General features: G+C 63.5%; 2 protein-coding genes and 1 pseudogene. All 3 read left to right on the top strand.

The features are described 5' to 3' along the window. The first annotated feature begins 127 nt into the window (after positions 1–127). Positions 128–9,163, top strand: a pseudogene (locus tag RYB09_RS18655) (amino acid adenylation domain-containing protein). After that, entirely contained in the window at positions 9,160–13,272 is a 4,113-nt protein-coding gene (locus RYB09_RS18650) for an amino acid adenylation domain-containing protein (protein WP_316889702.1), read from the top strand. The pseudogene RYB09_RS18655 and the gene RYB09_RS18650 overlap by 4 nt, the downstream one beginning before the upstream one ends. Beyond that, complete coding sequence (locus RYB09_RS18645) at positions 13,272–22,424, top strand: non-ribosomal peptide synthetase (RefSeq protein ID WP_316889754.1); 9,153 nt, start codon at positions 13,272–13,274, stop codon at positions 22,422–22,424. The genes RYB09_RS18650 and RYB09_RS18645 overlap by 1 nt, the downstream gene beginning before the upstream one ends. Positions 22,425–22,473: the final 49 nt, after the last annotated feature.

Genomic DNA, 22,473 nt, shown 5'->3' with positions numbered 1-22,473 from the left:
CACGCGCCGCACCTTCTCCCTGAGTCTCGAGGTTCATCCGGCATTTCCTATGCCGTGCCTGACGGGCGGGACGCTCTGTGCCTCTGTCCGTTCATAAAAATAATCTGCTCACGGACGGTGGTTCCTGATGGTCGACAAATCTTCCTCGCGCGGGACGGGCTTCGCTCATCCTGATACAGAGCAACCCTTTGCCGAAAACCAGTGTGTGCACAGCCTGTTCGAGGCTCAGGTGCAGCGCAATCCCGACGCCATAGCCGCGCGATTCGAACAGGACACGCTTGACTACGCGACGCTCAATACCCGGGCCAACCGTCTGGCCCATTACCTGCGCAGCCTCGGGGTCGGACCGGATGTGCGCGTCGGTGTGTGCCTGGAGCGCTCGCTGGACATGCTGGTCGGCGTGCTTGCGATACTCAAGGCGGGCGGCGCTTATGTACCGCTGGACCCCGCTTACCCAAAAGCGCGTCTGGCACACATGCTGGCGGACAGTGCACCGCGTGTGCTACTGAGCCATGCAGCGGCGCGTCCGGCGTTGTTGGCGGCGCTTGAGGAGTGTGCGGCGTCAGCGCCGCTGCTTGATCTGGCCGACACCCGGCTGTGGGTAGCGCAACCGGAACACAACCCGGAACCGCGTGAGGTCGGACTCACGTCGCGCCATCTGGCTTATGTGATCTACACCTCGGGCTCGACCGGCACACCCAAGGGCGTGATGGTCGAGCATCGCGGGCTGATGGCGGTGAGCGCTGCATGGGAGCGGCTATACGCACTGCACAAACCCCTCAATCACCTGCAAATGGCCGGGTTTTCCTTCGATGTGTTCAGCGCCGATCTGATTCGCGCACTGGGCTTTGGCGGCACGCTTGTTCTGTGCCCGCGCGACACGCTGATGGACCCGCCCGCGCTGTATCGCTTGTTGAGCGAGGCGCGCATCGATTTTGCGGACTTCGTGCCTGCGGTGCTCAACCCGTTGCTGGTCTGGGCGCAGGAGACCGGGCACGACCTGTCGTTCATGAGCACGGTGGTCTGCGGATCGGACATCTGGAATGCCCATAGCGCGCGGCAACTGCGCAGTCTGTGTGGCGAGCATGTGCAGATTGTTCAGGCTTACGGGGTCACTGAAGCAAGCATCGATAGCACATGCTTTGAGTTCGATAGCAACAGCGAGGTTGATGCGGTGCTGCCCATCGGGCGGGCGTTGGCCAATACGCGGATTTACCTGCTCGATGCGTTTGCCGAACAGGTTGCTCCAGGTGTTACGGGGGAGCTGTATATCGGCGGCGCAGGTGTCGCGCGCGGCTATCTGAACTTGCCGCAACTGACTCTTGAGCGCTTTGTCGACAGCCCGTTCGTGGCCGGTGAGCGCTTGTACCGCACCGGCGACCTGGCGCGTTATCGCGCAGACGGCAACCTGGAATTTCTCGGGCGCAATGACTCGCAGGCCAAGCTGCGTGGTCTGCGTCTGGAGCTGGGTGAAATCGAGGCGCGTCTGGCCGAAGTTACCGGCGTGCGTGACAACCTGGTGGTGCTGCGTGAGGACAGCGGCGGTGTGCCCAGGCTGGTCGCCTATTTTCACGAACAGGCTGATGCAGGGCTGACGCCGAAAAGCCTTCGCCAGCACCTGCAACTCAGCCTGCCGGACTACATGATCCCCACAGCGTTCGTGCGCATGGACGCGCTGCCGCTGACCGCCAACGGCAAGCTGGACCGCAGCGCATTGCCGGAACCGGGTGCCGATGCGTTCGATCAACACGCGTTCGAGGCGGCTCAGGGCCCGCTGGAAACGATCCTCGCGGCGATCTGGGCCGAGGTGCTGGGCGTGGAGCGGGTCGGTCGTCAGGATCACTTTTTTGCGCTTGGCGGCCACTCGCTGCTGGTGATGCGCGTGCTGGCCAAGGTTCGGCAGACATTGCGTCTGGACGTGTCGCCGGCTGCGCTGTTTGCCGCCCCTGTGCTGCAGCAGTTTGCTGAGCAACTGAGCAGCGCTTCGGGCAGCGCTCGTCCGCCCATCACAGCCATAGAGCGTTGCGGCGCACACGCGTTGTCGTCTGCCCAACAGCGTCTGTGGTTTCTGGCACAGATGGAGGGCGGCAACGCGGCCTATCACATGCCGTTGAATCTGCGCCTGCGCGGGCCGTTGCAGGTGGCTGCGCTGCAAAGCAGTTTCGACCGGCTGGTGGCCCGCCATGAGGCATTGCGTACCACGTTCATCGCCGTCGAGGGTGAGGGGCGGCAGCGGGTTGCTGCGACCGGAACGATTGCTGCCTTGCCGATCATCGACCTGCATGGCGAGCACGATGCACAGGCGCGCCTGCTTGAGCTGATGGACGAGGAGGGCAGCAGGCCGTTCGACCTGGCGGTCGGGCCGCTGATGCGCGTCAGCCTGGTGAAGCTGGCCGAAGACGATCACGTGCTCCTGCTGACCCAGCACCACATCATTTCGGATGGTTGGTCGATGGGCGTGCTGACACGTGAGCTGGGGTTGTTGTACGAAGCAGCACTCCACAAACATGCCGACCCATTGCCGTCCCTGCCGATCCAGTATGTGGATTACGCAGTCTGGCAACGCCAGTGGCTGTCTGGCGAAGTGCTGGAAGCGCAGCGACGTTACTGGCGTGAAACGTTGAGCGGTGCGCCGGTACTGTTGGAGTTGCCTACCGATCACAAACGTCCAGCGGTCCAGAATTACCGTGGCGGCTTCGTGCCGCTGATGTTTGACCGCGCGCTGACCGCACGGCTGCGCGCGTTGGCAACGCAACAAGGCACCACGCTGTTCATGAACCTGCTGGCCGCCTGGTCGCTGTTGTTGATGCGCCTGTCGGGTCAGGATGATGTGGTTATCGGTGTGCCTTCGGCGAACCGCAGCCAGCAGGAGCTGGAGGGCTTGATCGGTTTCTTCGTCAACACCCTGGCCTTGCGCATGACCCGCGCCGCCAGCCCGACAGTGGCGAGCTGGCTGCAACAGGCGCGCCACGTCGCGCTTGCAGCCCAGGAACATCAGGACTTGCCGTTCGATCAGGTGGTGGAAGTGCTCAACCCGCCGCGCAGCCTGGCTTACAGCCCGGTCTTTCAGGTGCTGTTCGCCTGGGAGCAGCATCAGGATTCGGACCTGACGTTGTCCGGGCTTGACGTGAGCGTGCTGCAAAGCAGTCAGCCAGTGGCCAAATTCGACCTGCAACTGGCGCTCAGCGAGCGTGACGGGCAGATAGTCGGCGGTCTGGAATATGCTTCGGGCCTGTATGAGCCCGAGACCGTGGTGCAGATGGGCGAGTACCTGCGCCGCATCCTGACGCAGATGGTCGAGGACAGTGAGCAGCCCCTTGCGACGGTCGCCCTGCTGAACGCCGAGCAGCATCGCCAGATTGTGCACGACTGGAACCGCACTGAACGTGACACCTCGCGGCAGCCCGATTGTGTGACGCGCTTTGAGACTATCGCGCAGCGTATGCCCGATGCCGTGGCGTTGCTTGCCGATGAGCAAACGTTGACCTATGCCGAGCTGAATCAGTCTGCCAACCGGCTGGCACATTACCTGATCCAGCAAGGCGTAAAGCCCGAGCAGCGCGTGGGCCTGTGTCTGGAGCGCTCGGCGCAGATGGTTATCGGTTTGCTGGCCATTCTCAAGGCCGGTGCCGCTTACGTGCCGTTCGATCCCGCGTACCCGGCCGAGCGGCTGGCGTTCATGTTCGATGATGCCGCACCAACGCTGCTGCTGACTCAGGCCTCCCTGCGCGCAGACCTGCCGTCGCTGCGCGACACGCTGTCGATCTGCTGCCTGGACGTGGATGCGCAGCAGTGGGCGCATTGCTCCGCTTCCAATCCGCACGTGCCCGTCAGCCCCGGCAATCTGGCTTACGTGCTCTACACCTCCGGCTCGACCGGGCGGCCCAAGGGCGTGGCGCACAGTCGTGCGGCGCTGGACAATCTGATCGCCTGGCAACTGGAACAGGCGCCCGTGTCGCAACGGGTGTTGCAATTCGCCTCGTTGAACTTCGACGTGTCCTTTCAGGAAATCTGCAGCACCTTGTGTCAGGGCGGCAGCCTGGTGCTGATGAGCGAAACTGCTCGCAAGGACCTCGCTTCACTGCGTCCGACGCTGGTGGCCGAAGGCGTACAACGGGCGTTTCTACCCTTTGCCGTGCTCCAGCAACTGGCCGGTCTCAGCGAGGCCGATGCCGCGCGTCCGGCGGATGGCTGCGAAATCGTCACGGCCGGCGAGGCGTTGCTGATCAATGACGAACTGCGTGCCTTTGTTTGCGGCCTTGGTGGCGCGCAGTTGCACAATCAGTACGGCCCGACCGAAACCCATGTGGTCAGCCAGTTCAGCCTGAACTGTGCCGAAGCCGGACAGTGGCCGGACGCACCACCGATTGGCCGGCCCATCGCCAATGCGCGTCTGTATGTGCTGGACGGCGACTTGAACCCGGTGCCGGTTGGCGTGGCCGGGGAGTTGTACATCGCGGGCACCTGTCTGGCCCGTGGCTACCTGAATCGTTCGGCGCTGAGCGCCTAACGCTTCCTTCCGGACCCGTTCGATCCGCAGCCCGGCGCGCGCATGTACCGCAGCGGTGACCTGGCGCGGTTTCACGCCGACGGCAACGTGCAGTATCTGGGGCGGATCGACCAGCAGGTCAAGCTGCGCGGCTTTCGCGTTGAACTTGGCGAGATCGACAGCCTTCTGCAACAGCAGCCGGGCGTGCAGGAAGCGGTCGTGCTGCTGCGCGAAGACGTGCCGGGCGACCAGCGTCTGGTGGCTTACGTGGTGGGCTCGGCAAGCGCTGAAACCCTGCGCGCCGGGCTGCAGCGCCACCTGCCGGAACACATGGTCCCGACCGCCTGGGTTTCCCTGGCGCAACTGCCACTGACCCGCAACGGCAAGCTCGACCGTTCAGCCCTGCCTGCGCCAGAGCGCCACAGCGCAAGCACTTACGTGGCCCCGCGTGATGAGACCGAGCGGCAGATGGCGCAAATCTGGGCCGAGGTGCTCAAATGCGCGCAGGTCGGCCTCCACGACAATTTTTTCGACCTGGGCGGGCATTCGCTGCTGGCCACGCGGATGGTCTACATGATCAACCAGCGCATGGCCGCGCAGTTGTCTTTGAGCAGTCTGTTCAAGACGCCGGTGCTGGTTGATCTGGCAGAGCAGGTACGGCTCGGGCGTGGCGAAGGTCATTTGGTTGAAACGCCGTTTACCCCCATCGAAGCTGATCGCGGCGCACGTTACGCGCCATTTCCATTGACCGATATCCAGCAAGCGTACTGGTTTGGCCGCGAGTCTTCGGTCAGCCTCGGCGGTGTCAGTGCCCACGGCTACGAAGAACTGCGCATTCCCGACCTCGACGTGCCACGTTTCGAGCAGGCGCTGAACCGCATGATCCAGCGGCATGACATGCTGCGCGTGGTTTTTCGCAGCGACGGCACACAGCAGGTTCTGGAGAGTGTGCCGACGTATCGGATGCCACGCAGTGATCTGCGCGGCTTGCCCGTCGCCGCTGCGCAGCAGGCCCTGCAAGACACTCGCGAACGTCAGTCCCATCAGGTGCTGGACGCCAGTTGCTGGCCGCTGTTCGAGTTCAGTCTGTCGTTGCTCAATGACGGCATCAGCCATCTGCACATCAGCCTTGATGCCCTGATCGTCGACGCAGCGAGCACGCAGATTCTGGCTCGCGAACTGATGGCATTTTATGCCGACCCGCAGTTGCAACTGCCTGAGCCGGGTTTGACCTTTCGCGACTACGTGCTGGCCGAACAGCGCCTGCGCAGTGACCGCCGCTACGAACAGGCGCTGGGCTACTGGCGCGAGAAGGTCGCTACGCTGGCACCCGCACCGGACCTGCCGCTGGTGTGTCAGCCGGAAAGCATCAGCCAGCCGCACTTTACCCGCCGCGACCGCGAACTGTCGGTGCAGCAGTGGTCGCGACTCAAGGAACTGGCCCGACAATTTGCCGTGACGCCGTCGGTGATGCTGCTGACCGCGTTCAGTGAAGTGCTGGCGCTGTGGAGTCGGCAACCGCGCTTCACCTTGAGTCTGCCGCTGTTCAACCGCATGCCCTTGCACGCGGATGTCGATGACATTATCGGCGACTTCACCTCACTGATCTTGCTCGAAGTCAGCCTTGAAGCGGCAGCGAGCTTCACTGACAAGGCGCGTGCCGTGCAGGCCAGGCTGTGGCAAGACATCGACCATTCAGTGGTCAGCGGGGTCCGGGTACTGCGCGAGCTGTCCCAGGCCCGCGGTGTGCAGCAGACCGCCATGCCGGTTGTCTTCAACAGCACGCTGTCGGAGGCGGCGCCGGAACTGGCCGAATTCAATCTGGCCGACGCCCTGAACGCCGAGCACATGCACAGCATCACCCAGACCCCGCAGGTGTGGCTGGACCACACGTTGCTGGAGCTGGAAGGGCGCCTGCTGTTCAACTGGGACAGCATCGACGAATTATTTCCGGCGGGCATGATCGAGCAGATGTTCGTCGCCTACAACGCGCTGCTGGACCGTCTGGTGGCGCCGGATGCCTGGAGCGCCAACACCGCGCAGCTGATACCGCTGGCACGCTTGCCTGTGCCGGATGCCGCTCCTGTCGACTCGGCGCTGATGCACGAATTGTTCGACCGCCAGGCGCTTGCTGCCCCGGACGCACTGGCAGTGATCGGCACGCAGCGCCAGTTGAGTTATCGACAGCTGCGAGCCGAAGCACGGCAGCTGGCGGCGCGGCTTCAGCGTATGGGCGTGGTACCCAACAGGCTGGTCGCGGTGGTCATGGAACGTGGCTGGGAGCAGGTCGTCGCGACGCTGGCGATCCAGTACGCAGGCGGTGCCTACCTGCCGCTCGACCCGGCGTTGCCAACCGAGCGTCTGGAGCACATCCTGCAACGCGCCGAAGCCAGCCTGACGCTGACTCAGCCGGCACTGCTGCAACGTGTCGAGTGGCCGGCGCAGGTCCAGGTGATCAGCGTGAGCGACCCGGTCATTTCCGGCGATGCCATTCCCGATCAGCCTGAATTGCACGCTGTAGACCTCACGCCAGACGACCTGGCCTATGTGATCTACACCTCGGGCTCGACCGGCATGCCCAAGGGCGTGGTCATCGATCATCGCGGTGCGGTCAACACGTTGCTCGACATCAACCGGCGTTTTGCCGTCGGTGCCACGGACCGGGTGCTGGCGATTTCTTCGCTGAGTTTCGACCTGTCGGTCTATGACTTCTTCGGCACGCTGGCTGCGGGCGCTGCAGTGGTATTGCTCGAGCCGCAACAGGCGCTCGACCCGGCGCACTGGCTGGCGCTGATCGAGCGGCATCGGATCAGCCTGTGGAACTCGGTGCCAGCCTTGTTCGGCATGTTGCTGGAGTATGCCGAAGGCGAGCGCAGTGCATTGCCGTCGAGCCTGCGGGTGGCGATGCTGTCGGGCGACTGGATTCCCCTGACGCTGCCCGAACGCGCCTGGGCGTTGCAGCCGACCTTGCAACTGATCAGCCTGGGCGGGGCAACCGAGGCGTCCATCTGGTCGATCCTGTATCCGTTGCAACAGGTCGATCCCCACTGGCGCAGCATTCCCTACGGCAAGGCAATGGATCACCAGCGCTTCTATGTGCTGGATGATGCGTTGCAGGTTCGCCCGACGTGGGTGGCCGGTCAGTTGTATATCGGCGGTATCGGTCTGGCCAAGGGCTATTGGCGCGATGAAACCCTGAGTGCCGGGAGCTTCTTCGCCCACCCGCTGACCGGCGAGCGTCTGTATCGCACTGGCGATCTGGGCCGTTGGTTGCCCGATGGCAATATCGAGTTTCTCGGCCGGGAAGACACCCAGGTCAAAGTCCAGGGGCACCGCATCGAGCTGGGCGAGATCGAAGCTGCGCTCAATCGCCATCCCGGCGTGCAAAGCGCTGTGGTGCGGGTGCTGGGCGAAGCGCTGGGCGAGAAGCGTCTTGCGGGCTACGTACTCAAGGCCGATGCCTCGTTGCAGGCCAGTGATTTTGCCCAGTACCTGGCAGACAAGTTGCCCGCCTACATGGTGCCGAGCTCGTTTACCTTCGTGCAGGAATGGCCGCTGTCGGCCAACGGCAAGGTCGACAAGAAACGCCTGCCGGAACCGACGCAGGCTCAGGCGTCAGGTCCCGCGCTTGAAGTCGAAGGGCCACAGGAGCAACAACTGGTGACGATTGTGCAGGGCGTGCTCAAGCGTCCTTCGATTGCTGCCGACGCCAATCTGCTGAACCTGGGCGCAACCTCGATCGACATTGTCAGGATCAGCAATGCGCTGTCTGGCGAGCTGCAGTTCCGTCCCAACGTTGCGCAATTGCTGACACAGCCGACCTTGCTCAACCTGCTCGGCATGTACCGCCAGACTCTGGCCGATGGCAGCGTGGTCGACAGCGTCCGGCAACGGGCAGCTGCGCCCGAGCAGGTGATTGAAGATCCGCAGCAGCGGGCGCGCTTCAAGGCCGATCAGCGTGGGCGTCGGACCTTCACCGCGCAGGTTGCGGCGCTGGACCTTGCGCGCCCGGATGACCCTGCGTTGGCGCGGCGCTTCAGCGATTACCGCTCGGTACGCCAGTTCGCTACCCAGCCGATCCCGACCGCAGCCTTTGCAGGGTTGCTGGCCAGCCTGGCCCAGGGGCAACTGGATGGAGAGGTCAAGTACCAGTTTCCGTCCGCAGGCGGCCTGTATCCGATCCAGAGCTACCTGTACGTCAAGCCGCAGCGGGTAACCGGTGTCGCAGCGGGTGCCTATTACTACGACCCGGTTCAGCATCGCCTGCTGAGGCTCGACAGTGATGTGCTGGACCCGGACACCTACGACTACTTCGTCAATCGTCCGGTGTTCGAAAACGCTGCGTTCTCGCTGTTCTTTATCGCCGACATGGCCGCAATCCGGCCGCTGTATGGCGAGCGCAGTCGCGACTTCTGCCATATCGAAGCCGGAGGCATGGCGCAATTGCTGACCATGACCGCGGTCGAGCAGGGCCTTGGCCTGTGCGGCATGGGCTCGCTCGAGGAGCGGCAATTGTCGGCGTTGTTCGACCTGGGACCGAATCATCAGTTGATCTACTCGATGGTGGGCGGCCTGCGCACTGCCGATGAACATCGCCGCACACAGATCGAGGCGTTTGCTTCTGCCGCGGATCAAACGGACGACGCCAGCGACATGGAGGAGATAGAGATATGAATGCCTATCAATTGCTGGAGTTGTTCGGTCGTCACGCCGTGGTGCTTGAAGTGGACGGCGACAAACTGCGCTGCAAGGCTCCACGCGGGTTTCTCAATGACGAGATGTTGCAGGCACTCAAGCAACACAAGGCAGAGCTGATCGCCTTGCTGAGCGGCACCGACCCGGCGGCGATCCCCCGTCGTACTGTCGGGCAAACGGCGTTGCCGCTGTCCTTTTCGCAACGCCAGCTGTGGTTTCTCGACCAGATGGAACCGGGCAATGCGTTCTATAACGTGCCCACTGCGGTGGTGCTGAAGGGCACGCTGGATGTGCCGGTGCTGGAAAAGGCGCTGAACGAGCTGATCATGCGCCACGAAATGCTGCGCACCACGTTTGCCAGTGTGGACGGCGAGCCACGGCAGATTGTGCACCCGGTGATGGCGCTGGAGATGCCTAAGGTCGACCTGCGCAACCTGTCACCAGCGATGCGTGAAGTGCAGGTCGGCATGGCGGTGGAGCAGGAGGCCAAAGCGCCGTTCGACCTGGCCAGCGGCCCGCTGTTGCGGGCTTCGCTGCTGCGGCTGGCCGATGATGAGTATCTGTGGCTGTACAGCGTGCACCACATCATCGCCGATGGCTGGTCGATGGGGGTGATCCTTCACGAAGTGAGCACCTTGTATGGCGATTTTTTGCGCGGTCAGGCGTCCAGTCTGGCACCGCTCGCGGTGCAGTACGCCGACTACGCCTGCTGGCAACAACAGCGTCTGAGCGGCGAGGCGCTGGCGGGGCAACTGGCCTTCTGGAAGCGCACGCTGGCCGACGCGCCGCCGCTGCTCGACATGCCTGCCGACCGGCCGCGCCCGACCGTGCAGCGCTACGCAGGGGCGACCTTCAGTTCGACAGTCGATGGCAGCACCTTGCGCGGCCTTAATGCACTGGCCAGACAAACCCAGGGCACGCTGTTCAACGTGTTGATCGGCGCGCTGTCGGTCCTGCTGTGGCGCCACAGCGGTCAGCGGGACCTGTGCATCGGTACGCCGTTTGCCAACCGCAGCCGTCCCGAAATCGAGCCGCTGATCGGCCATTTCGTCAACACCCAGGTGATTCGCCAGCGTCTCGATCCGCAGCAGACCTTTGCCGAACTGTTGCGCGAGGTACGCGCCACGCTGCTGGAAGTCCACGCTCATCAGGATGTGCCTTTCGACCGGGTGGTCGAGGCCGTCAACCCGCAGCGCGATACCGGTTATTCGCCGTTGTTTCAGGTGATGATGGTGCTGCAGAACACCCCGGGTACCGCTGTGCAGATGCCGGGGCTGAGCATGACGCCGTATGGCACCGGCAGTGCCACGGCCAAGTTCGACCTGGCCTTCGAATGGGTCGAGCGCGACGGTGCGCTGAACCTGTTGGTTGAGTACAACACCGACCTGTTTGATCAGGCCAGCATCGAGCGCCTGAGCGGGCATTATCGACACCTGCTGGAGCAGGTTGCGCTGGACCCGAAACAGCCGGTCGGCGCATTGACGCTGATCACTGACGCCGAACGTGAACAGATTCTGCACGACTGGAACAGCCCGGCAGCGCTGGCGCAGCCTGTCGATTGCGTGCATCGCCTGATCGAGGCTCAGGTAGCGCGTCGCGAAGATGAGTGCGCAGTCATTTTCGAAGGTCAGTCACTGAGTTATAGCCAGCTCAACAGCCAGGCCAACCGGCTGGCGCAGCACTTGCTCACCCTCGGCGTCGGCCCGGACGTGCGTGTAGCTGTCTGCATCGAGCGCTCGCTGGAACTGCCGGTGGCTTTATTGGCGGTGCTCAAGGCCGGTGGCGCCTACGTGCCGCTGGACCCGGATTATCCGTCAGGGCGCTTGCGCCATATCCTCGACGACACCTGCCCGGTTGTGCTGCTTGCACTCGGGGCAACGCGCAAGATTCTCCGCGAGGCCCTGCAAGGTGCTGAGCGCGAAGTGCCGATGCTCGATGTGCAGGCTGATGCCGTGCTCTGGGCCCAATGCTCGCCAGACAATCCAGACCCGCAGCGTATCGGGGTCAACGCCGACCATCTGGCGTATGTGCTTTACACCTCAGGCACTACCGGCCTGCCCAAAGGGGCGATGGTCACGCATCGCGGGCTGAGCAACCTGCTGCTCTGGTGTCAGCAGTTCTGTGGCGAATCCGGAAGCATGCTGCACAAGATTCCATTCGGTTTCGACGCTTCCGCCTGGGAGATCTTCTGGCCGCTGCTCACTGGCGGCCGACTGGTCATCGCCCGTCCCGGCGGGCATTTCGAACCCGGTTATCTGGCGCAGGTGGTGCGTGAACAGCGTGTCACTGCGATGGTATTTGTCCCGGCCATGCTGCAACTGTTTCTGGAGGTCGAAGAGGTCAGCGCCTGTCACTCCCTGAAGGATGTGTTTAGTGGCGGCGGGGAGCTGTCGCCCGCAGTGGCCAGGCTGTTTCAGGAGCGTTTGCCCCATGCGCGCTTGCACAATGTCTATGGCCCGACCGAAACCACAGTGATCAGCAGTGTCTGGACGCTGCAGCCTGGCGCCGAGGTTCCGCCGCGCCAACTGCCCATCGGCCGACCTATCGCCAACACCCGTTTTTATGTGCTCGACGAGCGCAATGCGCCAGTTCCAGCCGGTGTTACCGGTCAGTTGCACATTGGCGGCGTCGGTGTTGCGCGGGGCTATATGGGATTGGCCGAACTCACTGCCGAGCGGTTTATCGACAACCCGTTTGTTGCTGGCGACCGGCTGTATCGCAGCGGTGATCTGGCGCGCTATCGCCCGGACGGTCAGCTGGAGTTTCTCGGTCGCAACGACTTTCAGGTCAAGCTGCGCGGCATCCGTCTGGAGTTGAGTGAAATTGAAGCGCGGCTCGACCTGTTTCCCGGCATCCGCAGCAGTGTGGCGCTGATCGTTGGCGATAGCGCGCAGAACCAGCGGCTGGTGGCGTGCTGTGTCGCCGACGGCGCAGTGGACGAGTCCGCGCTGCGGGATCACTTGGCGACGACCCTGTCCAGCGCCGTCATGCCCAGCGCTTATCTGTGGCTGGACGCCTTGCCGCTGACGGTCAATGGCAAGGTCGACCGTGTGGCTCTCGCGACACTGGCCGATCAGGATCTGGCCGAACGGCAGGTCAACCTCGGCAGCCCCAGAGACCATATCGAGCTGACGCTGTATCAGATCTGGAAAGACCTGCTGCTGGTGCCGCAGATCGGCATCCGCGACAACTTCTTCAACGTCGGCGGGACATCGATTGCGGCGATCAAGATGGCCTACGAAATTGGCCGGGCGTTCAGCGTCGAGGTGCCTGTGCGTGTGATCCTCGGCCATCCGACCATCGAGGCGCTGGGCGGTTGGCTGCGGACCGGGGCCAGTCTGACTTCGGCACAGGGCAACCTGATCGAATTCCGCCGCGGCGCCGGGCAACGCAACGTGGTGTGCATTCACCCGGCGGGCGGCACTGCGTTCTGCTACCTGTCGCTGGCCAAGGAACTGCCGGACGCTATCGGTGTGTACGGTGTGCAATCGCCGGGGTTGAACCCTGGAGAGAGCACCGAGCCGAGCGTCGAAGCGATGGCCGACGCCTATCTGCGGCGCATCGCGCCATTGACGTCACAACCGCTGATACTCACCGGGCTGTCGTTTGGCGGTCTGGTGGCTTACGAAATGGCCCGGCGCCTGACGGCTGCTGGCAATCGTCAGGTCACGGTGGTGCTGCTCGATACCCAGGGCTCGGATGACCCAGGCTTTCGGCAACAGATCGGTACCGTCGACATGGCTGAATTTCGCGACAAGCTGGTGCGCTTCAACGGCATGTACCCCGGTATCGAAGACGCGCAGGTCGAGCGTTATTTCCACCTTTACAACCACAACCGCCTGGCCATGGCCGCTTACGAATGCGAGCCGCACGCCGGGCGCGTCGTGCTGATTCAGGCCCGTGAGGGCTTCAGCCGCGCGCAGTTGCACGAGTTGCGCAGCTTCTGGCGTCGCCGCGCGGGCAACGGTTATCGAGCCAGGCTGGTGCACGGCGGGCACTGGGACATGCTGGAAAGTGCCGAGGTGCATCGGGTCTCGCAGACGCTCAGGCAGGAATTGCAACGTTTCGACACGCAGGAGGCGCAATGATGAGCAGCCACAAGGAGGGAATGGTCCGGCACCCCGCGACTCTGCTGTCGCGCTTTGCCGAGCAGGTGCGACGCAATCCCGAGGCACTGGCGGTGATCGATCAGCACGTAAGGCTGAGCTACGCGCAACTGGCCAGCGCCAGCGAGCGCATCGCCAGGGGGTTGCTGGCACAAGGCGCAGGGCGCGGTGATCCACTTGCCCTGTGCATGCCGCGTGGCTGGCAGTGGGTGGCGACAATCATGGCGGCCCTGAAGGTGGGGGCCGTCGTGGTGCCACTGGATCGTGCCAGCCCGCTACGGCGTCGGGAATTGATGCTGGACGATGGGGGGTGTGTCGGGCTGGTTACACTGGATCAGGATTCTGATGCTGTGTCGGCGCTGCGTGGCTGGCACATCAGCGTCGAGGCGCTGCTGGATTACCCTGATCAGCCGCCGCAGCCTGTGCCTGATGACTTCGCCGGGCTGAGCTTTCTGTTCTACACCTCGGGCACCACCGGCACACCCAAGGCAGTGGAAGTGGGCGAGCGCGGCCTGTTGCGTCTGGCCCGGGCCGACAGCTACATCGAGATTCGTGCAGGCGACCGTTTTGGCTGCCTGTCCAATCCGGCGTTTGACGCCTGTAACTTCGAACTGTGGGCACCGCTGCTCAATGGCGGTTGCTGCGTCATCATTGCCGACGCAGACCTGCAGGACGCACGGCGGCTGGCCACAGTGCTGGAAACACAACAGGTCGATAACCTGTTCATGACCGTTTCGCTGTTCAACACGCTGAGTGCGGATGACCCCGGCTGTTTTGCCAGCCTGCGCCAGCTACTGATCGGCGGCGAGCAAGTCAGCGCCGCTGCGGTGCGCGCCTGGTATCAGGCCAATCCCGACAGCCGCTGCCGGATTTTCAACGCCTACGGACCCACTGAATGCACCACCTTTGCGCTGTGCCATTCCATTGCCCGAGACTTTACCGGTGATACGGTACCAATTGGCCGGCCTTTACCGGATACAGGCGTGCGTGTGCTGAACCCGGAACAGCGACCGGTTGCTGTCGGCGAGGCGGGCGAGCTTTACCTGAGTGGCAGCGGGGTGGCACGGGGTTACCGCCACCGTCCCGCAGAGACCGAACACAGTTTCGTGCGCCTGCCCGCGCTCGACACTGCAGACACACTTTATTACCGCACCGGCGATCAGGTACGGGTCAATGCCGAGGGGCTGATCGAGTACCTGGGCCGCATCGACCGACAGGTGAAGGTGCGCGGTTTTCGTATCGAGCCGGGCGAGGTCGAACAACGCATTCTGGACCATCCGCGGGTAGCGCAGGCGCATGTCTGTACCCGCAGGCAAGCGGCCGAAGACCATCAGTTGCTGGCGTTCATCGTGCCACGCGAAGGGCTGGACTATCGCGAGTTGGACCAGCACCTGCGCGAACACCTGGCGGCATGGATGCGCCCGCATCAGCTGTTTCTGCTTGAGCGTCTGCCGCTGACTGCCAATGGCAAGATCGATCAGCGTGAGCTGCTGGCCCGGCCTTTGAAACCCTGGCGACCGCAAGCCTGCTCACTGCTTGAAGATCAACACTCGCCCGCACTGGACTGGCTGTTGACCCAGGCTCGCAGGCTGTTGGCGCAACCCGACCTCAACGGCCAGGATGACTGGCTGAGCAGTGGTGGCGACTCTCTCAAGGCCATGCGCCTGCGTTCTGCAATCCGCACGCACTGGCGGCGCGAAATTATGCTGGGCGCGGTGCTGAGCGAATCGTTCGCAGCACTGGCCGAACGCCTGAGCGATGAACAGGGCGCTGCGTCTGCCTATCCACCCGCGCCACCCGTCAACAGGGCCGGGCGTGCGCCAGCCACTGCCGAGCAAAGCCGCCTGTGGCTGATGCAGCAACGCACGCCGCAAGCCACGGCCTATAACGTGCCGCTCGTTCTGCACCTTGCGGCAGGCATTCAATTGCCTGCGTTGGCCGAAGCCGTGCAGCGTCTGCTGGCCCGACACAGCGGATTACGCACGGCCTTCGTGTCCACGGCCGACGGGCTGTATCAGGAGGTTTGCGAGCGAGACGTGCTGTGCCGCACCTTTGCTGTGGGGGCGTTCAGCGAACAGACCTGGCGCAGCTTCGCGACGCTGGTGTTCGATACACCCTTCGAACTGGCGACATCAGCCCTGTGCCAGGCCTGGCTATTGCCGTTTGCCGATGGCAGCTGTCGCTTGCTGATGAACCTGCACCACATTGTCATTGATGGCTGGTCGATGAACCTGTTGTTCGATGATCTGGTGCAACTGTACGACGATGCGCTGCACGGGCGGGCGAGTGCCGAGCCTTTGCCTGGGCTGGGCACGCTGGAATTTGCGCTCTGGCAACGGCAATGGCGTGTCGACCCGCATTATCGCGACCAGCGCCGTGCTCTGGCCGGGTTGCATCGCCAGCAGCAAGCGTGTTCGCCACCGCTGGTGCCGGTTCGCGAACCAGGCCCGCAGGCACGGCTGTACCGCCAGCCGCTGGGGGCCATGCGCAGTGCCGCACTGGATCGGTTTTGCAGCCAGCAACGCGTCACCCGTTATGAAGTGTTGTTCAGCGTTTATGCCTGGAGCGTGTACACGCTGACCGGCTGCGAACGGCCGCGAATCGCTAGCCCGGTCTCCAACCGTCCATTGACCGAGTTCGAAGACGCAATCGGCATGTTTGCCAACACCGTGCTGATCCCGACGGCGTTCGACAACAGCATGACGCTCGACCAGCAGATGCACCGCCAGACTGCCACAGTGCGCGAGGTGCTGGCCTTGCAGGACGTCGCCCTGGCTGATCTGGTCGAAGACCTGCGGCTGTCGTCGAACAGTGCGTTGTTCGATTTCATGTTCGTGCTGGAAAACACCGACTACGCCAGGCTCGCTCGCACCAGCTTGCGAGCAACGTTTGAACTCACCGAGACCGTGCAGGCCAAATGCCCGCTGACCTTGTCGGTGGTCGATGCCGGTTCACAGCTGGAATGCTGGTGGGAATACCAGTGCAGCTATTTCGACGCCGCGCAAATGACCGCCGTCAACCAGGTGTTTCAACAGGGCCTTGATCTGCTCCTGGAAAAACCCGCGGCCATCCTTGACGATCTGCTCACGCCGTACCGCTTCAGCCTGCCGCCCGCCAGTCAGGGTGGCAGCGATGCGGCGCCGTTCGGCACCCTGGCCGACTGGTTCGAACATCAAGTCAATTGCACACCGGATGCCCCGGCACTGGTCGCGGATCAGCAGCGTATCAGCTATGCCGAACTGGATGCGCTGGCCGACACCCTGGCGGCGACCCTGGTCGAGCAATGCCCATTACCGGAAGGGTATGACGCACCGCTGCAAGTGGTGCTGTACCTCGAAGCGTCGGTCGAGCACATCGTGGCCTTGCTGGCGCTGGCCAGACTCAACCTCACGGCCGTGCCGCTGGACCCTGGCTATCCGCTGGCGGTGCAGCGTCAGGTCATGCAGCAGGCACAGCCGTGTTACCTGCTGTACAGCACAGCCACCGAGGCGGCACTGGATGAACTGAACGCTGGTCGGGTGGCCCGTCATCGGGTCGACCTGAGCGCTGCGCCACGGTCATTCGAGCGTCGCCGTCATGCGGGCGAGCGCCCGTTGTACACGCTGTTCACGTCCGGCTCGACGGGTACGCCGAAAGGCGTTCAGGTACCGGACCGAACCCTCTGCAACCTGTTGCACTGGCAGCGCAATGAGGGGCAGTTGCCAGCGAAGTCAGTGACCCTGCAATTCTCCATGCTGTCGTTCGATGTGTCGTTTCAGGAGATTTTCAGCACGCTTTGCGGCGGTGGCTGCTACCACCTGATCAACCCACGCTGGCGGCAGGATGCCCAGGCATTGTTGAGTTATCTGCAGCAAGCGCTCATCGAGCGGTTGTTCCTGCCGTGCGTGGCCTTGCAGCACTTGGCGCAGACGGCAGTCAGCCAGGGCGTTTACCCGCAGGCGTTGCGTGAGGTGATCACGGCCGGCGAGCAACTGCTCTGCACCGATGCACTGCGCAGCTGGTTTGGGGGCATGCCGCAGGCGCGTCTGTTCAATCATTACGGGCCGACCGAAACCCACGTGGTCAGCGCCTGGCGTTTGCCAGCGGCGGTGCAGGACTGGCCTCTGCGAGCGCCCATCGGGCTGGCGGTGAACAACGCGCGGCTGCTGCTGGTGGACGAACACGACCAGCCAGTACCAGGTGGCAGCCGGGGTTATCTGCTGGTGGCGGGGCCGATGATTTCGCGCTGCTACCTGGCCGACCCGGCGCTGAATGCCGCGCGGTTTGTCGAGTTGCCGCAGCCCGAGGGCAACATGCTGTTCTATCGCACCGGCGACCTCGCCCGGGCTGATGCCGATGCCTGCCTGCACTACCTTGGCCGTGACGACCAACAGGTCAAGGTGAGTGGCCAGCGTCTTGAGCTGGGGCAGATCGAAGCCGCACTGATGCAGGACGCTCAGGTGAGCAATGCGGTGGTGGCCATGCACGGCGAACCGCCACGTCTGGTGGCCTGGTTGCAGGTCGAAGGCACGCCGCCTGACGTGCAGCAGTTGGATCGCCAGGTCACGCTGCACTTGCCTGCGCATGTGCGTATCGACGAATACCGCTGTGTCGATGCCTGGCCGCGTACGCCCAGCGGCAAGATCGACCGAAAGGCGTTGAGTTCGCTGGGCGAGGCACTGCAACGGCGTCGCAGTGCACTTGCGCAAGTGCCGCTGAGCGCGCTTGAACAGCAACTGAGTGAATTGTTCGTGGCGGTCATCGGCCGTGATATCGAGCTTGATCAGACCTTCTTCGAGGCCGGTGCCACCAGCCTCGGCCTGATGCGCCTGCATGCCCGTTTCAACGAACAACTGCCACAACCAGTGGCGATGGCAGCGCTGTTCGAACATGTCACTGTGCGCCGTCTGGCGCAGCATCTTTCGGCCTCGCCATTGGTTTCAGTGGCGCGTGCGCAAGGCTCCGATGCTGGCGAGCAGCCGATGGCAATCATCGGCATGTCGGTGAATGTGGCGGGGGCCGGCAACCTCGCCGAGTTCTGGGCAATGGTCCAGGGAAACGAGTCGAGCATCGAGCTGTTCGACGCCGCCGATGGATTGGTCGGCGCGCGTAGTCAATTGGCGGGGATGCTGGATTTTGACCCGGAATACTTCGGCATCAGCCTTCAGGAAGCACGGCTGATGGACCCGCAACAACGGCACCTGTTGATGGGCTGTGTGCAGGCGCTGCAACATGCTGCAATCACGCCCACAGCCGATGGCCCACGCATTGGCCTGATCGCCAGTTGCGGCGAAACCACGTATTTCCAGCAAATGCTGCGCGAAACCGCCGAGGGTGATCTGCCGGACGGCTTTCAGATGGCGTTGCACCACGACAAGGACTTTCTGGCCACCAAGGCGGCGTACCACTTGGACCTCGGCGGCCCGGCGCTGAGTGTTCAGGCAGCGTGCGGCAGTTCGCTGATTGCCGTGCACCTTGCGGCGGCGATGCTGCGCCAGGGCGACAGTGATGTAATGCTGGCCGCCGGGGTGCTCGTCGACCCGACTCTGACGAATGGCTACCGTTATCGCCCGCAACACATTTTCTCTCGTGACGGGCTGTGCCGTCCTTTCAGTGACGATGCCAGCGGGACCATCGGGGCCAGCGGCTATGGGGTGGTGGTGCTCAAACCGCTGGCCCGCGCCCAGGCCGATGGCGACCGAATCTATGCGCTGGTCGAGGCCTCTGCGCTGAACAACGATGGCCGGGCCAAGATGAGCTACACCGCGCCTTCGGTGGCGGGGCAGAGCGCGGTGATCAGCGAGGCCCTGCGCAAGGCGGGTGTCACAGGGGCTGACATGGGCTACATCGAGGCCCACGGCACAGGCACGTTGCTGGGCGACCCGGTTGAAGTGGCCGCACTGAGCAAGGCGTTCGGCGCAACGCCCGCTGCCAGTTGCGCTCTGGCGTCAGTGAAAAGCCAGGTCGGCCATCTGGGCGCGGCAGCGGGTGTGGTCGGGCTGATTCGTGCGACGCTTGCGGTGTTTCATGGGGTGATCCCGCCCAATCTGGGCTTTGCCCGGATCAACCCGCAAATCGACCTGCAGCACTCACCGTTCTACATACCTACCGCCTCACGGCCATGGCCCGATGGCCGTCGACGGCTGGCCGGGGTAAGCAGTTTTGGTATCGGCGGCACCAACGCGCATGTGATTATCGGCGCGCCGCCATCGCAGGCAGACAGCGCCGAGGAATGCCCGCCGTGCCTGCTGCTGTCGGCGCACAGCCGTACAGCGCTGGAGCGGGACGTCGCGGCAATCGACGCTTGGCTCAATACCTTTCCCGAACAACAGACCGCGCTGCTGCGTTACCTGCAAAACGGGCGGCGCGCGTTGCCCTGGCGCTTTGCGGTGATCTGCCAGCCGGGTCAAACGCTGCGCTTGCAACCTTCTTCGATCAAACGGGTGACGGTCTCGGACCTGCGTTTGAAGGCCAGTGAACACTCGCCGCAGGCGTTGCTGGAAGCCTGGTATGCGGGAGCCAGTATCGAGGTGGCGACGCGTTCGGCACCGCCACCGTGGAACTTGCCGCCCTCGGCGTTCGACTTACAGACCTTCCGCTTCAAGCCATCTGCCGATGTCGAGCAGCCGCCGCAAACCGCTGAGCGCGAGCTGATGGCGGACTGGTTTTATCAGCGCCAGTGGCAGCGGGTGCGTCGTCTGGGCACACAACCGATTGGCGAGCGTCGCGACAGGCTGGTGGTGTGCAGTCACGAGCGCATTGATGCCGCATTGCTTGGCAGCTTGCAGGGCGTTTATCGGCACGTCATCGAGGTGCAGGCCGGTAATGGCTATCAGCAGCTTGGCCCGAACCGTTATGAGCTCGATCCACTGGACCCGCTGGCGTTTAGCCGACTGATCGCCGAACTTGATCAGAGTGGGCAGGCGGCGACTGAACTCGACTGGCTGCATGCCTTGCCACTGTCGGTTGGCGGGGTGGTCAACGAGCAAAGCCTGGCCGCCGCGCAATGGGCGTGTCTGGACACGCTCAGCGCGTTGTTGCAGGCCTGGGGTCAGAACGCACAGAAGACCGCCCTGCGGCTCTGGCTGCTGTCCTGGCAAGCGTGCCCGGTGAACGGCCAGGTCATGCGTCCGGAACTGGCGGCGCTGGCCGGCATCACCGAAGTGGCCCCGCAGGAGTACCCGATACGTTGTCACTGGCTGGATCTGCCCACTGCGCAATGGGGCACCCAGGCCCAGCAACTGGCGACGCTGCTCGCCGAGCCGACGTCGCTGCCACGACGCATGGCCATTCGTGACGGTTATCTGTGGCAGCCACAGTTGCAGCCCGGCTCGCTCGCGTTGCCAACGGTCGTTTCGAATCTGCTGCCGGTAAATGGCACGTTTCTGATACTCGGCGGCGCAGGTGGCATCGGCCGTACGTTGTGTGAGCACTTGCTGCAATCAAGCCAGCGGCGGGTGGTACTGCTGTCACGCCGTGGGGAGTGTTCGCAGGAGCTGCGCGATTATGCCGCGCGTATCGATAGCGTTCAGGCGGATATCGCCGATTTGGCACGCTGGCCCAAGGTGCTTGAGCAACTGCGCGAGCGTTATGGACGCTTTGATGGGGTGATCCATGCTGCCGGGACCGGAGCGGGCAGCCTGATCCGTCAGCGCGATGCTCACCTGTTGTCTGAAGCGATGGCGAGCAAGACCCGCGGCATGCTGGCGGTCGAAGCGTTGATCGAACAGATGACGCCTGGGTTTGTGCTGTACTGCTCATCGATGTCGGCGCTGTTTGGCGGCGCTGGACATCTGGATTATGCCGCCGCCAGCGCGGTGCTCGACGGCTTCGCCCATTACCGCCCGAATGCCGAAAATGGCTGCGTGCGCCTGGGTATCAACTGGGACATCTGGAGGGAAACCGGTATGGCCGCTGCCAGCGGCGTCGGCGATGAAGCGCATCAGCGGCACCTGGCGGTCGGCATGTCGGCGCAAGAGGGCTGCCGGGTATTCGACGCCGCCATGACTGCACAACTGCCGCAATTGTTGATTTCGACGACCGATCTGAACACAGCACGCCAGTTTTACCCGGCTCGCCATAGCGGTGCTGGCTTGACGCTGGTCGACACTGCGCCAGCCGTTGCGGCAGAAGCCGGTCTGCCGGAGCGTCTGCATGGCTGCCTGTGCAAATGGCTTGGCGTAAGCGATCTGGATCCGGATGACTCGCTGTACGAGCTGGGCGCTGATTCCCTGACCTTGCTGGACCTGATCGACGAATTGCAGGCCGCGACGGGTGTGGTATTCCAGTTGTCACAGTTCAGCCACAAGGTCAGCCTGCGCGAGGTGCTGGCGCTGGTGCAGTCAGCGCAGGGCGGTGCGGCTACAGTCGAAGACCAATGGGCCGATGCGGTGAGGATTGACCAATGGCATGCGGGGGCTGACCGCGAGTGCCTGTACCTGATCCATCCGGTGGGCGGCGATGTTCAGGCGTATCGCGAGCTGGCCTCGGCGCTGCACCCTGATCTGGGTGTGTGGGTAATTGCCGACCCGGCCTTGCGCCTGCCCGAGCTGCCGAATATCAGCCTGGCCGAACGGGCGCAGCTGTATCTCGACGCGTTGCAGGCCCATCACCCCGACGGCACAGCATGGCGGCTGGCCGGCTGGTCGTTCGGCGCGTGGGTGGCGCAGGCGATGTGCAACCTGCTGGCGGACGGTTGCGAGCAGCCGGTGCTGTACCTGATCGATCCGCCTGCGCCGGACGCTGGCACCGAGCTGGCGCGGATCGACGAAGAACATATTCAGCAGGTCTTCCAGCGCGAGTTTTCTGCACGGCGGGCCCTCAACACTGCCGCCAGCACGGCCAGCGAAGAGGCGTCACGTTACCTGCAAAGCCTGATTGTCTGCTGCCAGAACAACATGGCGAGCATGGCTGATCATCGGCCCGCGCAACTGCCTGATACCAGAGCGCGATTGTTCATTGCCACGCGTCCAAATCCATATGGCATGGGCAGCGCCTGGCAAATGGCAGACCTGCAGCGTGCCTGGCAGGACATGTTGCCGCACCTGCTGAGCTGGCAGCCTCTGGACACTGATCATTACGGCATTGTCGCAGCGCCCTGGGTGCAAATGATTGCCGAGATGATCAACGCAGATCTGCCAGTGGGGGAGGGCTGAACGCGTTAGCGGCACGTTTTTCAGGCGGGGCTGACGTTCCCGTAGACGA

Source organism: Pseudomonas syringae group sp. J254-4 (genome assembly GCF_032586855.1).
GTDB classification, from domain to species: Bacteria; Pseudomonadota; Gammaproteobacteria; order Pseudomonadales; family Pseudomonadaceae; genus Aquipseudomonas; species Aquipseudomonas amygdali.
The sequence above is the reverse complement of the archived record's forward strand: the minus strand, read 5'-3'. Positions and strand labels throughout refer to the sequence as shown.

Excerpts from the sequence above, each read along its gene's own strand:
- RYB09_RS18650 (WP_316889702.1), top strand. The coding sequence starts at position 9,160 with ATGAATGCCTATCAATTGCTGGAGTTGTTCGGTCGTCACGCCGTGGTG.
- RYB09_RS18645 (WP_316889754.1), top strand. The coding sequence starts at position 13,272 with ATGAGCAGCCACAAGGAGGGAATGGTCCGGCACCCCGCGACTCTGCTG.